Origin of the sequence: Paracoccus sp. P2, assembly GCF_046335115.1 — a bacterium.
Classification (GTDB): domain Bacteria; phylum Pseudomonadota; class Alphaproteobacteria; order Rhodobacterales; family Rhodobacteraceae; genus Paracoccus; species Paracoccus pantotrophus.
Map to the genome: position 1 here is coordinate 41,655 of NZ_JBGOSN010000004.1, position 14,897 is coordinate 56,551.

Sequence of the window (14,897 nt, forward strand, 5' to 3'; positions counted from 1 at the left end):
GCCGTCAGTGACTACCGTGGACCTTTCCGACGCTGGCCCGTCCTGACCCGGCATGTGACCGCGTGATGTCGATGTCGGCCGCGGTCTCCTCACCATCGAGACAGTATTCCTCGATCTGCAACGTCGAGAAGTAGATGTTGAACTGCTGGCGCAGAAGATTGTTCGCCTGCCGCAGCACCCGCTCGCCGTCCTGCCAGTTCCGAACGCAGATATGGCTCGAGAAGACATTGCGCCCGGATGTCAGGCTCCAGGCATGGACGTGATGCACGTCCGTCACCCCCTCCAATTGCCGGATGGCCTCGATGGCGGCTTCCAGGTCGAGGTCTTCCGGCGTGCCTTGCAGCAGGATGTGCAATGCCTCGCGCAGAATGCCCCAGGAGGCCCAGAGCAGCACCAGTCCGAAGGCCATGCCAAGCAGAGGATCGATGGCCATAAAGCCCGTGAACCGGATCACCAGCGCAGAGATGATGATCAGGAAGCTGCCGACGAAGGTCTGCAGGATGTGCCAGTAGGCGCCGCGCATGTTCAGGTTGCCCTTCTGGCGCTCGTACAGCAGCCAGAGCGCGACAAGCTCGGTGGCGATCCCGCCCGCAGCGGCAAACAGCATCGGCGTCGTGGCCAGCTCGATCGGCTCCATGAGGCGCATCGCGCCCATCCACAGCACCAAAAGCGCCATCGCGACGAGAAACAGGCCGTTGAAAAGGGCGCCGAGGATCTCGGCCCGGACATAACCGAAGGTGCGCGCCGGGCTGGATTTCCGCTCGGTCAAGCGTAGCGCGACCAGCGCGATGAGCACGCCGCCCACGGCCGAGAAGGTGTGAAAGGCATCGGAGATGACGGCGACCGAGCCCGTCCAGATGCCGATTCCCAGCTCGATGACAAAGTAAAGGCCGGTGAGCCAGCCCGAGATGACAAGCGCCTTGCGATCGCCGCCCACGGGCATGTGACCGGCATGGCCGCCGTGAGACATCGACATGAGTCCGCCTCCTTGTTGCTGAGGGAGAACGTCGGGATCCGGCGTTCTCGGTTTGGCCTATGCGCTGACCGCGAATTCGGTCATCATGCCGGTTTCGAGATGCGGCATGTGGTGGCAATGCAACATCCAGCGCGCCGCCTCACCGGCGTCGAGCGCCACATCGACCATCGACATCGGCGGCACATAGACCGTGTCGCGCAACGCGCCCGCGACCGCACGTCCGTTCAGCCTGACGACCTGGAAGACATGCCCGTGCAGATGCATCGGGTGACCCATCATCGACATGTTGTGAAAGGACAGCACTACCCGCTCACCACTGCGCGCGGCTATCGGGCGATGCTGTCCCCAGACGGCTCCGTCGATCGTCCAGACATAGGGCTGCATCGAGCCGCCCAGCATCACCATATGGCTGCGGTCCACCGGCCGATCCGGCAGCGCCTCCGCCGCGAGCAGACGCGACTCCTGCGCCAGATCGGTGTCGAAGGCGGGGGCTTCCGATTCAGCCACGGCATCGATGCGCCGGATTTCGGCACCCTGCGTGGCAAGGATCAGGCCGGTGCGCTCACGCGCGCCTTCCCGCAGCGCGAGGATCGGCCAAGCGCCGCCCTCGTTCGGCAGGTCGATCTCCAGATCGAGCCGCTGGCCCATGGCCAGGCCGAAGCGCGTGCCAGAAACCGGCTGAACCGCATGTCCGTCCACCGCAACAAGCCGCGCCTGCGCCTCGCCGGTCTCGATCCAGAACACTGTCGCCGCGGCGGCGTTGATCACACGCAGGCGGACGCGCCCGCCGCGCTCGATCTGCACCACCTCGGGGTCCGACAGCGTGCGGTCATTGGCAAGATAGGCGTCCCAGTCGTAGTCATTGAGGTCCATCGCCATGGCGTCCATGGCACCCATCCCCATCATGCCGCCCATGGCGCCGTGATCCATGCCTTCCATCGGCATGTTCCCCATGGCACCATGATCCATACCCGCCATGCCGCCCATGCCCGCGCCGTGGCCGCCTCCATGGCCGTCTGCCGTCCCATGGCCGTCGAGGATCTCGGCCATCACTTCCTCGGGCGCCTTGAACGAGAAGTCATGCAGGAAAAGCACTACTTCCTGACGGTCGGCGCTGATATCCTCGGCGCTGCGCACGATCAGCGGTGCTGCCAGAAGGCGCATTTCGTGCAGCGGCACATGCGCGTGCATCCAGTAGGTGCCGGGCAGCGGCGCGAAGTCATAGGCGCGTGTCTCGCCGGGGGCGAGCATCGGCAAAGGCATGTCGGGCACGCCATCCTGCGCGTTGGGCGGGATCTGGCCGTGCCAGTGGATCAGCGTGTCAACATCGAGATCGTTGCGCAGATCCACCCGGAAGCGCGCGCCGGGGTTGAGTGTCAGGCCCTGTCCGGTGGGTCCGGAAAGACCCCAGACGGTGGCGGCGCGACCGTCGATGTCCAGCGTCCGGCTAGCGGCGTGCAATGATAGCGGGGCGGCGCCCTGCGCGGCCGCGATCCGGGGCAGATGCGCATAGGCCAGCACGGCTGCGCCAGCGGCAAGAAAGCCGCGTCGTGAAAGGGTATTCATGGTCGTCTCCTCGGGACAGCCTGTCCCGTTCATCAAAACCGACAGAACGCCGCGGGCTCCAGCCCGGACGCAATCAGAGGAGACGGAGCTTGGGAGGTCGTTCGTTCAGCCCAGGTGCCCGACTGGCAAGCACTGCACCGGTCGGCAGGTCATGGCTGGCAGGCGCGTAATCGCTGCCAGAGCCTTCGCTCGGCGAGGTCAGGAAGACCGAAAAACCTACGCAAAGCAACTCACAGGCTTCGGCATCGCCTGAGCCACAGTGCTGGTCGCCATCACAGGGATTTTCGCTGCCGGCCGCAACCTGCATCATCTCGCCGACATGCACCGAGTGATCCGGTTCTGCGCTCAAGCGCGCCGCGTGCGCGGACGTCGCCGTCGTCATGACGGCGATCGCGAGGACGGCAAGCATGGTGACGAGGCGCGCGAACATGCCGGAAAGATAGGCGCTGGTCACGGGAATGTCCATTGCCCCCGGCGTCGCGCCTCTGGCAGTAATTCAATTTCGGCATGTAGCCGATTGAAATTCTTCACCAGCAGTCATGCAACTCATGCGCAATGAACTCCGTAATATCTTGTGGCTCGGGTTGCTCCTCGGCGGCCTGATCCTGGCGATCCTCGTTGGGTGGCATCAGGTCCGCACGGTATCCCCCGCCGCGGCATCCGCAGAAGTCATCGAACAGGGCCGGCAGGTCTATGCGGACCAATGTGCGTCCTGCCACGGTGCGCAGCTCGAGGGGCAGCCGGACTGGAAGACGCCCCTTCCATCCGGACGTCTCCCGGCGCCACCGCACGATGCCGGCGGCCACACGTGGCACCATCCCGATGACATCCTGTTCCGCATCGTCAGGGAAGGCACGGCCGCCATCGTCGGGGGCGGCTATGAGAGCGACATGCCGGGGTTTGCCGATCTTCTCAGCGACGCCGAGATCCGGGCTGTCCTCGCCTATATCAAGAGCACCTGGCCAGAGCGCGAGCGGACCTACCAGGAGAATGTGTCGCAACCACACTGATGGCACCTTCGGGATGGAGCTGCCCGTGCGACCGGCAGTGCAATTTCCCGAGGCCCACCGGTCACAGTTGAGGCCGCCGAACAGAAGCGGCATATTTGGATCGACCTGATGGCGAAACCTTTGGGAGGGATGTTCGTGGGATTATTCATGGCTTACTTGGCATTTGAAGCGCGCTCGATCTTGGCGCCGCCTCGGGTTTTCCCTCGATGAACAATCCCGGCTCCAGTTCATCGAAGCGGGTTCATGACCGCACGGAGCGGCTCAACAAGAGCTGCTTTTGCGTTACAATGGACCTTCCATCGCTGCGCGAAGCGATGGAGCGCGAGGCCGGTGATCCGGCGTTCTTCGAGACGTTCATCCGCCCCAAGGCCCATCTGTTCTCGCACGTGCCGGTGTTCCTTTCGGCCACCGCCGTCAATGAGATGCGCGCGATCGCAGTGGCTGTGGAGACCACCGCCCAACTCGCGGCATACAAGGCCGCAGTCCTCTCTTGGGTGCCGGAAATCGCGCGGGCGGATCATGGCCCGCTCGGGGCATTGATGGGCTACGACTTCCATCTTGGCGAAGACGGCCCCCGCTTGATCGAAATCAATACCAACGCCGGCGGGGCGTTTCTCAATGCCTTTCTTGCGAGGGCGCAGCGCGCGTGTTGCACCGAAATGGATATCCCCCCGACGCTGCCATCGTTCGAGGACGCGGCGTTTCGCATGTTCCAGAACGAATGGATTCGGCAGCGGGGAACGGGCGCGCCACAACGCATCGCCATCGTCGATGACAGTCCGCCGGAACAGTATCTCTACCCCGAGTTCGTGCTCGCGGGGCAAGTTTTCGCGGCACGAGGGGTAGACGCGATCATCGCCGACGCCAGTCACCTTCGCTACGACGATGGTCGGCTCAGCGCCGATGGAAAGACAATCGACCTCGTTTACAACCGGGTCACCGATTTCGCCTTCGATCAGCCCGAGCACAAGGCATTGCAGGAAGCCTACCGGGATGGCGCGGTGGTCGTGACGCCGAATCCGCACAATCACGCGCTCCTTGCAGACAAGCGCAACCTTTCGCTTCTTTCGAATTCCGCGACGCTGGAGGCCTGGGGCGTGGAACCGAGACTTCGCGCCCTGCTTGATGCCGTTCCACGCACCGTGCTGGTCAGTCCTGACAACGCTGACGCACTTTGGAAATCCCGCAGGGACCTGTTCTTCAAGCCGACCGGCGGACATGGCGGCAAGGCGGTATATCGTGGCGACAAGCTGACGAAAGGGGTCTGGGCGGAGATCGCGGAGGGCGGATACGTTGCTCAGACGCTGGTCCGCCCCAGCGAGCGCATGATCAGGATCGACGAGATACCCCAGACGCGCAAAATGGACGTGCGTCTGTATACATATGATGGCCAGGTGCTTCTGGTGGCCGCGCGCCTCTATCAAGGTCAGACCACGAACTTCAGGACGCCAGGGGGCGGCTTCGCGCCCGTGTTCGTGATCTGAAGCGTGAGCTGGCGGGGTTTGGCTTTAATATATCAATGCATTAATTTGGGGAGCATTCAACATCAGGCGCATCCCCTCCGGCACTTGCCCTCGCGAAAGCGTTCTCCCGATCCGGTTGCGGCCGGATTTTTTCGTTGTTTTCGAGGGCTATTCGGGCGGCTGAACACTGACCCCGCTGCCATGAGGTCCGGAAGCGGTTTCTCCGGACCGATACTCTCCTGACCTGATGACTGTGCCGGTTGGTGAATTTCTTACAGCAAGCTGAAATTGTGTGCTTTTCGGCTTTTCGGGATCGCCGGCCCGAATACTTCGATGCCGGTGGCGTTCGTGAGGGGGAGAATAAATCGAGCTATCGCCCTCAGAATAGTTCCGTGCTGCTCTCGTCGCGGATACGGAGGGGGTATCTTTCGCCCCTGATGGTGGGCGATTTCGATACCCCCCAACTTCGCCCTGCACCTCGCCGGTCTTCCTTCGCCACCGTGGTCATTGCCCGCCGCTGATCCGCAGTGGCCGTTTGCAACACCACGGAGGCCCGATCATGCCACATGAACCCGTCGTCCTGCCGCCGCGTTTTCTACGGACCAAAGAGGCCGCGACCTTTCTCAGCCTCTCGGCCCGGACGCTCGAAAAACACCGCACCTACGGAACCGGGCCAGCCTATCGCAAGCTTGGCGGCCGTGTGGTCTATGCCATCGACGATCTTGAGGCCTGGACCGAGCGCGGCGCGGTGACCTCCACCTCCGATCCGCGCGGCTCCGTGCTGCCCGCCAAGCGTCATGCGTTTCCGTCCGGCCCGCAGGCTGGTCGTTACGCCCGCTGACCGCTCGCGGTTTTCTTCATGACGGTGCGACGTCGATCCCTTTCCGAGCGCGGGCAACTCGACCTGTTCAGGGCGCTCCCCGGCGATTTCGCGCCACGAGACGCGCAGGATCTCATGGCCTATCCCTTCTTCTCCCTCGCCAAGTCGAAGCGCATCGCGCCCATCGACTTCGCCGCCGGCAATGTCTCCATCCGGGTCGAGGCTGTTCCCGATCACGGCATGGCCACGATCTGGGACGCCGATATTCTGATCTGGGCGGCGAGCCAGATCGTCGAAGCCCGCGACAGCGGCCTTCGCACCTCCCGGCTGATGGCCGCCACGCCCTACGAGATTCTCACCTATGTCGGGCGCGGCACCGGCTTGCGCGACTATCAGCGCCTGAAGGCGGCGCTCGACCGGCTGCAATCGACCACGATTTCCACCTCGATCCGCCAGCCGGTCGAAGGGCGCCGGCATCGCTTCTCCTGGATCAACGAATGGCAGGAACGCACCGACCATAGCGGCAGACCCGATGGCATCGAGATGATCGTGCCGGACTGGTTCTACCAGGCCGTCCTCGACGATGCGCTCGTGCTGACCATCGACCGGACCTATTTCGACCTAACCGGCGGCCTTGACCGCTGGCTCTATCGCCTGGTGCGCAAGCACGGCGGCCGCCAGCGCGATGGCTGGCGGTTCGATTTCCGTCACCTTCACCAGAAATCCGGCAGCCTGTCGCCGTTCAAGCGCTTCGCCTTCGAGCTGCGCGACATCATCCGGCGCCAGCCTCTGCCGGGCTATTCGCTGTTTCTCGAAGCTGAGGTTGGCGGGCGGATGCTGCTGGCCTTCGAGCCGGTCGCGCCCTGTGGAAAACCTGTGGATGGCCTCGTGCTATCAGGAACCCGGACTATCGTGCTATCGGGAACCGGAGGCTCGTGCTATCAGGAACCGAAACCGGGCTTAACACCCGGAACCCATTCAGGAAATCGCGCCCTTAACTTAGAGTCTAACAAAGAGTCTAACTTTGAAGAGCGCGCGCGCGATGTGGAAAACCTCATCCGCGACACCGCCAGAAACCTCGGTAGAGCCGCGAAGGAGAGGGCCTCATGTGCCCTGACACCGCCTCGACCGGCATGTGATCGAGGCGCGGCAGAAGCTCCTGAATCTGCCGACACACCCCGCCTGCCTCTCGATCTGCCGGGGGGGTGCGAATGATCATCGCGCTCCTCAACCAGAAGGGCGGCGTCGGGAAGACGACGCTGGCGCTGCATCTTGCCGGAGAATTGGCGCAGGGTGGCAAGCGCGTCACCCTGATCGACGCCGATCCGCAAGGTTCCGCCCTCGACTGGTCGCAACAACGCGCGCGTGAGGGCCTGCCCCGTGCCTTCGGCACACTCGGCCTGGCGCGCGATACGCTGCACCGTGAGGCGCCAGAGCTTGCCCGCGATGTCGATCATATCGTCATAGACGGGCCGCCGCGCGTCGCCGGCCTCATGCGCTCGGCGCTGCTCGCCGCCGATCTCGTGCTGATCCCGGTGCAGCCATCGCCGTTCGACGGCTGGGCCTCGGCCGAGATGCTCGCCCTCCTGACGGAAGCGAGCATCTATCGCCCGCAGCTCGTCGCGCGCTTCGTGCTCAACCGCTGCGGCTCGCGCACCGTCATTGCCCGCGAAACGGCCGAGACGCTGGCGGACCACGACCCCCCGCTACTCGCCAGCGCCATCGGCCAGCGCGTCGTCTTCGCCGACGCCGCGCAGACCGGGCGGCTCGCCAGTGAGATCGACGCCCGATCACCTGCGGCGCGCGAGATCGCAGCACTGGCTACCGAGGTCGAACGGCTGGGCATCGGGAGGGCGTCGGCATGACGATTCTCACCGGCGATTGCCGCGAACAGATGCCCTGGCACGCACCCTACGACATGATCCTCGCTGATCCGCCCTATGGCGGCACCTCGCTCGCCTGGGATCGGCGTGTCGAGGGCTGGGTCGGGCTGGCGCGCGCCGCGCTTACGCCGACCGGCTCGCTCTGGGTCTTCGGTTCGCTGCGCAGCTTCATGGCGACAGCGGACCGCTTCACTGATGCGGGCCTGCGGATCGCGCAGGAGGTGGTTTGGGAGAAGCAGAACGGCACCGGCTTTCATGCCGACCGCTTCAAGCGCGTGCATGAACTGGCGGTGCAGTTCTATCCCGCCGAGACGACATGGCGCGACATCTACAACGACGTCCAGACCACGCCCGACGCAACAGCCCGCACCGTCCGGCGCAAGCGGCGCCCACCCCATACCGGCAAGATCGACGCCGGCCATTACGTCAGCCATGACGGCGGGCCGCGCCTCATGCGCTCGGTCATCTACCTGCGCAACTGTCATGGCCGCGCCATCCATCCGACCGAGAAACCTGCGGCGCTCCTGGAAATTCTGATCCGCACGAGCTGCCCGGAAGGTGGCCTGGTCGGCGACTGGTTCGCCGGTTCCGGCGCGGCCGGGGAAGCCTGCCGGCTTTCCGGCCGGCGCTATATCGGCTGCGAGATCGACCCCGACATGGCCGAGCGCGCGCGGGCGCGCATCGCCACCGTGCTGCCGTTTCATGACGGAGGCCCGTCATGACGGCCCGCGCCGACAAGCGCGGCTTCGCCGCCCGCCCGGCCGATCCCGAAGGCTGGATCAGGGCCGGCGATGCGCGACCAGCGCGAGATGGCGCCGTAACCGCCCATTCCGCCCGGCTGACGATTGACATCACGCCCGAGCTTCGCGGGCGGATCAAGATCGCCGCGATCAGACGCGGCATCACCGTCGCCGACATGCTGCGCGACCTGCTGGCGCGCGAGTTTCCCGACATATCGGGAGACCGCCCATGAACGGCATCGACGCCCATGACGACAATCTGACCCGCGTGGAACTGACCTGGGTGGAAGGCAGGACCGAATACTGGATCAGGTTCGGCCATGAGGCGGGAACGCAGCTCCTCGACCGCAACCGCCGTATCGTCTCTTTCGGTCCTGGCGCGGTGTTCGCGTTCGTCCGCTGGGCGGCGAACGACCACGGCACGATCATTTCGCGCCTCGACATCCTGCGCGCGGTTGCGCCGGGCGAGTCCTATCAGACGCTGCCCTTCGCCCGTCCGGGCGGCGAAATCCTGCTGAAGATCGAAGGCTGGCCGAAGGTCGAGGCCGTCCTCCGCCATGTCGACGGGATCGAGGCCATTGGCGTCGATCCCGCCCAGGTCGATCCCGATCACTGGCGGCACGTTGCCCATTGGATGAACGCGGGCGAAGCGCCGCGACCCTACACCGCCGAGCGCCATCAGGCATGGCTCCGGCGCCGGGAGATCGCCCCATGACGCGCTTTCGCTATGTCATGGCGACAACGGCTGCCACGCTCGGGATCGCCATTACCGGATTCGTTCCGACCGCGCCAAGGCTGGTCTGGAACGCATCGGCCAGCGTGCCCATCGGCTTCTACACCGTCACGCCCACTCAGCGGATCGAGGTGCCCGATCTGGTCGCCGTCATCCCACCCGAACCCATCGCTTCGTTCATGGTCAAGCGCGGCTATGTCGCCCGCGACGTGCCGCTTCTGAAGCATGTCCTCGGCTTGCCCGGACAGCGCGTATGTCGCGCTGGCCGCGCCATCTCCGTCAACGGCGTTCCGCTCGGCGAGGCGCGCGACCACGACAGCCTCGGCCGAGACCTGCCGGTCTGGCTGGGCTGCCGCGTCATCGCCGAGGGCGAGGTTTTCCTGATGAACCCGGACGTCGGCGACAGCCTCGACGGCCGCTATTTCGGCCCGCTCCCCGCCTCCGCGGTGATCGGCCACGCGATCCCGCTTTTCACCGACGAAGACGGCGATGGCCGCTTTGTCTGGCGCGCGCCGATGCGGTGACGGCGCGTCCAGTGCGGGGCGTGCGAGCGCCCCGCGTCTTCTCTACCGCATAGGAAAGGAGCCTTCCATGGCACAGATCGGCCAGTTTACCCGCACCCCGTCCGGCTATTTCGGGCAGCTTCGCACCCTCTCGCTCGACCTTGAGCTGACCTTTGTTCCGATCGATGATGTCGAGTCAGAGAACGCGCCCGCCTATCGAATTCGGCTTGGGGATGAAGACGGGCCGGAAGTCGGCGCAGGCTGGAAACATTCTGGCGAGCGCGCAGGACCGTTCGTCTCCGTCCTTCTCGACGATCCCGTCTTTCAGCAGCCGATCCGCGCCCGGCTGTTCCAGTCGGACGAAGATGGCCGCGAGTGGGGTCTGCACTGGACCCGTCCGAAGAAGCGCGACGAACAGGGGTGATCATGGTCACGTCCTGCACTCGTCCCGCTTCGGGGAGATGCGGTGTCCGCCGCCGCATCATCCTCCTTCTTTTTTCCGGCCTGTTCGTCTCCACCATCGCCCCGCTGTCCGGTCTGGCGCAAACCACCGTGCCGGATCGCACGGTCGCTGCGCATCCGCACGGCGCGCATATCGAGGAGGCTTCGCAGCGTTTCGGCATCCCGCCGTCATGGATCATCGCCGTGATGCAGGTCGAAAGCGCGGGCGATATGCGCGCCATATCCACCGCCGGGGCGATGGGGCTGATGCAGGTCATGCCCTCGACTTGGGCGGAGCTGCGCATCCGCCATGCTCTCGGCCGCGACCCCTTCGAGCCGCGCGACAACATCCTCGCGGGCACCGCCTACCTACGCGAGATGTGGGATCGCTACGGCAATGTCGCCGCGATGCTCGCGGCCTACAATGCCGGTCCCGGTCGCTACGATGAATACCGCGCGACGGCTCGTCCGCTGCCTGCCGAGACGCGCGCCTATGTCGCTGCTTTGACGCCGATCCTGCTCGGCGAGCGGCCTTCCGGCAGCGGCTCGACGGTCGCTCCGCCGCCCGACTGGCGCGAGGCGGCGCTCTTCGTCGCGCGTGAAATAGGCGCTTCCGCTGCCGATCCCGCGTCCCCCGACCGCACGCCGGACGATGCCCCTTCGCTCGTCCCGGCGGCACCGGACGCACTCACCGCCTTGCAGTCGGAGGGGCTGTTCGTCGCCCGCGATGCCGGTGGGGACCGGCCATGAGCAGCGGCACCGCAATTCGCATCCCATCGGGCGCTGGCGTGTCATGGAGGGCGCAGAGGGTGGCGGCAGGCACCACGACCGAAAGATGGCAGGATAAAAGCGCGCACGGTGCGGCTCAGGCGGGCGGTTGTTTTTGTTCATGTTTTCGGCGCGTTTCGCACCGTGCTGCTTTTTCGCGCGCCGTGTGCTTCGCGCCCATCTTCCTGATTTTCTTTTCTGTTTTGCACCGTGCGGGGATGTGCCATGTCCGATGAGCACGAGTTTCGCATCCGTCCGGGGCGCATCCGCTCGACCCGTGCGCAGCAAACCCGGCCCTTCATCGCGCAGGCACTTGCCGCCGCGAAGAAGGCCGGAGGCGGCGTCTCGCGATCCGGTCTCGTCACCTCCAGTAATCGCTCCCGTTTCGGGCGCGGCCAGCGCGCCAGCGTTCAGGCCAACCGCCTCATCACCTCCCGCACACGGGGCGCCGTCGTCAAGGCGCGCGTCGTTCGCCACATGGCGTCGTCGGCGCCGCTTGGGGCGCATCTTGATTATCTGCGCCGTGACGGCGTGACCCGAGACGGAGAGAAGGCAAGGCTGTTCGGGCCGGGAACCGAGGACGCCGATGGTCGCGCTTTCGCGGAGCGCTGCGGTGATGACCGACATCATTTCCGGTTCATCGTCTCGCCTGACGACGCGCTGGATATGTCCGACCTCCGATCCTTCACCGACGATCTTGTCGGTCAGATGGAAAAGGATCTCGGAACGCGCCTCGACTGGGTGGCGGTCGATCACTGGAACACGGCGCATCCGCATGTCCATCTGCTCGTGCGCGGCACCCGCGATGACGGGCAGGATCTCGTGATTTCCCGCGACTACATCAAGGAGGGGATGCGGGACCGGGCGCGCGATCTCATCACCCTGGAGCTGGGGCCGCGCACCGATCTCGATATCCGCCGCAGCCTTGAGGCCCAGATCGAGGCGGAACGCTGGACACAGCTCGACCGGCAGCTTGTCCGTGACGCCGGCAAATCCGGTATCGTCGATCTCGCCCCGCTCGCTGATCACCCGCAGGACGAGTTCCACACGCTGAAGGTCGGTCGGCTGCGCACCCTCGAAATCCTCGGGGTGGCCGACCAGATCGGCCATTCGCAATGGTTCATCAAGCCCGAGGCCGAGACGGTGCTGCGCGAACTCGGCGAGCGCGGCGACATTATCAAGCGCATGCACCGTGCCCTGACCGAACGCGGCATCGAGCGCGGTTCGGCCAGCTATGTGCTGGCCGGCGAAAGCCTCGATGTTCCCGTCATCGGCCGCCTGGTCGAGCGCGGCCTCGATGATGAGTTGAAGGGCACCGCCTATGCCGTGGTCGACGGCGTCGACGGCCGCAGCCATCATATCAAGCTGCCGCATCTGGATGCCGCCGGCGACAGCCCACCCGGCTCGATTGTCGAGCTGCGCGCTTATGAGGATGCGCAAGGTGCGCGCCGTGTCGCGCTTGCCGTCCGCTCCGATCTCGATCTCGGCGCTCAGGTCGGCGCGTCGGGTGCGACCTGGCTCGACCGGCAGGCCATCGCCCGAGATCCGATTGCGCTTTCCGACAGCGGCTTCGGCGCCGAGGTCCGTCAGGCTCTGGATGACCGCGCGGAACATCTGATCGGCGAGGGCTATGCCGAACGACAGGGCGGACGCGTGGTCTTTGCGCGCCGGCTGCTCAGCACGCTGCGCAGGCGCGAACTCGACAGCCTTGCCGAGAAGCTCGCAGCTGAGACCGGCATGTCCTTCGAGCGCGCCGCCAGCGGCGAATATGTCGCCGGTTCCTATCGCCAGCGCTTCGCGCTCGCCTCCGGCCGTTTCGCCATGATCGAGGGTCCCGGACCCGACGGGGGCCTCGGCTTCCAGCTCGTGCCCTGGTCGCCCTCTTTGGAAAAGCAGATCGGCCGTCACGTCTCCGGCGTCGCCCGCGACGATGGCGGCATCGATTGGGACTTCGGGCGAAAGCGCAGCCTCGGCCTCTGACCTCAACCGGAAAGGATCTCCGCCCATGTCCGCCACCAAAATTCTCTGGGGACAGATCAGCATCGTCTTCCTCATCATCCTCGCCACCACCTGGGGCGCGACGCAATATGTCGCCTGGAGTCTCGGCTATCAGGCGCAACTCGGCCCGCCCTGGTTTGAGCTGTTCGGGACGCCGATCTACTACCCGCCGGCGATCTTCTGGTGGTGGTATTTCTATGAAGCCTATGCGCCACCGATCTTTGCCAAGGGTGGGATCATCGCAGCCTCGGGCGGCTTCATCGCTATCGCGGTCGCCATCGGCATGTCGGTCTGGCGGGCGCGCGAGGCGAAGGGCGTCGCCACCTATGGCTCGGCGCGATGGGCCTCAAAGCCCGAGGTGAAGGCTGCGGGCCTGCTCGATCCCGATGGCGTCATCCTCGGCCGATATGAGCGCGAGTATCTGCGGCACGACGGTCCCGAGCATGTGCTGTGTTTCGCGCCAACCCGATCGGGCAAGGGCGTCGGCCTGGTGGTGCCGACGCTGCTGACCTGGCCGGGTTCGGCTGTTGTCCACGACATCAAGGGCGAGAACTGGCAGCTCACCTCCGGTTTCCGGGCACGTCATGGTCGCGTGCTGCTCTTCGATCCGACCAACCCGAAATCATCCGCCTATAATCCACTGCTCGAAGTGCGTCGCGGCGAGTGGGAGGTGAGGGACGTGCAGAATATCGCCGATATCCTCGTCGATCCTGAAGGCAGCCTCGACAAGCGCAACCATTGGGAAAAGACCTCCCATTCGCTCCTCGTCGGCGCGATCCTGCATGTTCTCTATGCCGAGCCCGACAAGACGCTGGCTGGTGTGGCCAGGTTCCTGTCCGATCCCAAGCGTCCAGTGGACTCCACCCTGCGCGCCATGATGACAACCGCGCATCTGGGTGAGGCGGGGCCGCATCCGGTCGTGGCCAGTGCGGCGCGCGAGCTGCGCAATAAATCCGAGAACGAGAGGAGCGGCGTCCTGTCGACGGCGATGTCGTTTCTGGGCCTCTATCGCGATCCCGTCGTGGCCGAGGTCACGCGCCGCTCCGACTGGCGGATCAGCGATATTGTGGCCGGCGATCAGCCAACCACGCTCTACCTCGTGGTGCCACCATCCGACATCAACCGAACCAAGCCCCTGATGCGTTTGCTGCTGAACCAGGTCGGCCGTCGCCTGACCGAGGATCTGCAGGCGAATGCCGGGCGGCATCGGCTGCTCTTGATGCTCGACGAGTTTCCAGCGCTCGGGCGACTGGACTTCTTCGAGACGGCGCTGGCGTTCATGGCCGGCTACGGCCTCAAGAGTTTTCTGATCGCGCAGTCGCTGAACCAGATCGAGAAAGCCTATGGGCCGAACAACTCGATCCTCGACAACTGCCATGTCCGCGTGAGTTTCGCCACGAACGACGAGCGCACCGCCAAGCGTGTTTCCGACGCGCTGGGGACCGCCACCGAGATGAAGGCGATGAAGAACTACGCCGGGCACCGGCTGTCGCCCTGGCTGGGGCATCTCATGGTCTCACGCTCGGAAACCGCGCGGCAATTGCTGACGCCAGGCGAGATCATGCAGCTTCCACCCGATGAAGAGATCGTCATGGTGGCGGGCATCCCACCGATCCGGGCGACGAAGGCGCGCTACTTTGAGGATGCCCGATTCCGGGAGCGGGTTCTTTCCCCGCCCGAATTGAAGCGCCCCGAGGGAACGCGCCCCGACGACTGGACCACGCTACCGATCCCCGCGCGACCCGGGCCTGCCGAGGATGACGAGGACCACATGGCAGATGATGAAGATCCGACCGAATCCGAGCGCCGGTTGCAGCCCGAACTCAGCCGCGTGAAGCCGGTGGAGAAGAAAATGCCCATCGAGAACGAGTTCGAGCCCCATCTTTCCGATGACGTGGAAGAAGATGTTGCCCGGAACCGACGCCTGATCCGCCAGGAGCAGAGGATTGCCCGGCAGATCGCTATGGACCCGAACGACGGCATGGATTTGTAGGGC

16 protein-coding genes are annotated in these 14,897 nt (G+C 65.1%); 13 read left to right on the forward strand and 3 right to left on the reverse strand.

Going from position 1 to position 14,897, the window contains the following annotated elements:
• Positions 1 to 4 precede the first annotated feature (4 nt).
• The 3 genes from ACDP63_RS03685 to ACDP63_RS03695 form a co-directional block, all read right to left on the reverse strand.
• Positions 5 to 976, reverse strand: a complete 972-nt coding sequence (locus tag ACDP63_RS03685) for a cation diffusion facilitator family transporter (RefSeq protein WP_088233772.1) — start codon at positions 974 to 976, stop codon at positions 5 to 7.
• Between the two features lie 57 nt (positions 977 to 1,033).
• Positions 1,034 to 2,542 (reverse strand): multicopper oxidase family protein, encoded by a 1,509-nt coding sequence (locus tag ACDP63_RS03690; protein WP_058099084.1) that lies wholly within the window; start codon positions 2,540 to 2,542, stop codon positions 1,034 to 1,036.
• Positions 2,543 to 2,615: 73 nt separating this feature from the next.
• Positions 2,616 to 2,996, reverse strand: coding sequence for a hypothetical protein (locus tag ACDP63_RS03695; protein WP_233141200.1), 381 nt, complete (start codon positions 2,994 to 2,996; stop codon positions 2,616 to 2,618).
• A 94-nt stretch (positions 2,997 to 3,090) separates the two neighbouring features.
• Between ACDP63_RS03695 and ACDP63_RS03700 the strand changes: the two genes are divergently transcribed.
• The 13 genes from ACDP63_RS03700 to ACDP63_RS03760 all read left to right on the forward strand — a co-directional run bounded on the left by ACDP63_RS03700 (position 3,091) and on the right by ACDP63_RS03760 (position 14,894).
• A complete protein-coding gene (locus ACDP63_RS03700) occupies positions 3,091 to 3,552 on the forward strand; it encodes a c-type cytochrome (protein WP_082658174.1) in 462 nt (153 codons plus the stop codon).
• Between the two features lie 206 nt (positions 3,553 to 3,758).
• The gene (locus ACDP63_RS03705; RefSeq protein WP_152367869.1) at positions 3,759 to 5,036 is read left to right on the forward strand and encodes a hypothetical protein; all 1,278 of its coding nucleotides are present in this window, start codon (positions 3,759 to 3,761) and stop codon (positions 5,034 to 5,036) included.
• Positions 5,037 to 5,574: 538 nt separating this feature from the next.
• A complete protein-coding gene (locus ACDP63_RS03710; protein ID WP_012092626.1) occupies positions 5,575 to 5,856 on the forward strand; it encodes a helix-turn-helix transcriptional regulator in 282 nt (93 codons plus the stop codon).
• A gap of 18 nt (positions 5,857 to 5,874) precedes the next feature.
• Positions 5,875 to 7,050, forward strand: coding sequence for a replication initiator protein A (locus ACDP63_RS03715; RefSeq protein WP_152367868.1), 1,176 nt, complete (start codon positions 5,875 to 5,877; stop codon positions 7,048 to 7,050).
• On the forward strand, positions 7,047 to 7,700 hold the full coding sequence (gene parA / locus ACDP63_RS03720; protein WP_058096760.1) for a ParA family partition ATPase: 654 nt from the start codon (positions 7,047 to 7,049) through the stop codon (positions 7,698 to 7,700). The genes ACDP63_RS03715 and parA overlap by 4 nt, the downstream gene beginning before the upstream one ends.
• The gene (locus ACDP63_RS03725; RefSeq protein WP_058096761.1) at positions 7,697 to 8,440 is read left to right on the forward strand and encodes a DNA-methyltransferase; all 744 of its coding nucleotides are present in this window, start codon (positions 7,697 to 7,699) and stop codon (positions 8,438 to 8,440) included. Before parA ends, ACDP63_RS03725 begins: the two co-directional genes overlap by 4 nt.
• Positions 8,437 to 8,691, forward strand: a complete 255-nt coding sequence (locus ACDP63_RS03730; protein ID WP_152367867.1) for a hypothetical protein — start codon at positions 8,437 to 8,439, stop codon at positions 8,689 to 8,691. Before ACDP63_RS03725 ends, ACDP63_RS03730 begins: the two co-directional genes overlap by 4 nt.
• Positions 8,688 to 9,173 (forward strand): DUF2840 domain-containing protein, encoded by a 486-nt coding sequence (locus tag ACDP63_RS03735; RefSeq protein WP_152367866.1) that lies wholly within the window; start codon positions 8,688 to 8,690, stop codon positions 9,171 to 9,173. Before ACDP63_RS03730 ends, ACDP63_RS03735 begins: the two co-directional genes overlap by 4 nt.
• Positions 9,170 to 9,715 (forward strand): S26 family signal peptidase, encoded by a 546-nt coding sequence (locus ACDP63_RS03740; protein ID WP_058096764.1) that lies wholly within the window; start codon positions 9,170 to 9,172, stop codon positions 9,713 to 9,715. The genes ACDP63_RS03735 and ACDP63_RS03740 overlap by 4 nt, the downstream gene beginning before the upstream one ends.
• Before the next feature lie 67 nt (positions 9,716 to 9,782).
• A complete protein-coding gene (locus ACDP63_RS03745; protein WP_058096765.1) occupies positions 9,783 to 10,118 on the forward strand; it encodes a DUF736 domain-containing protein in 336 nt (111 codons plus the stop codon).
• Positions 10,119 to 10,120: 2 nt separating this feature from the next.
• Positions 10,121 to 10,885, forward strand: a complete 765-nt coding sequence (locus ACDP63_RS03750; protein ID WP_088233775.1) for a lytic transglycosylase domain-containing protein — start codon at positions 10,121 to 10,123, stop codon at positions 10,883 to 10,885.
• A gap of 243 nt (positions 10,886 to 11,128) precedes the next feature.
• Positions 11,129 to 12,883 carry a relaxase/mobilization nuclease domain-containing protein gene (locus ACDP63_RS03755; RefSeq protein ID WP_058099078.1) on the forward strand — a complete coding sequence of 585 codons (1,755 nt, stop codon included), beginning with the start codon at positions 11,129 to 11,131 and terminating at the stop codon, positions 12,881 to 12,883.
• A 25-nt stretch (positions 12,884 to 12,908) separates the two neighbouring features.
• Entirely contained in the window at positions 12,909 to 14,894 is a 1,986-nt protein-coding gene (locus tag ACDP63_RS03760) for a conjugal transfer protein TraG (protein ID WP_152367865.1), read from the forward strand.
• Positions 14,895 to 14,897 lie beyond the last annotated feature (3 nt).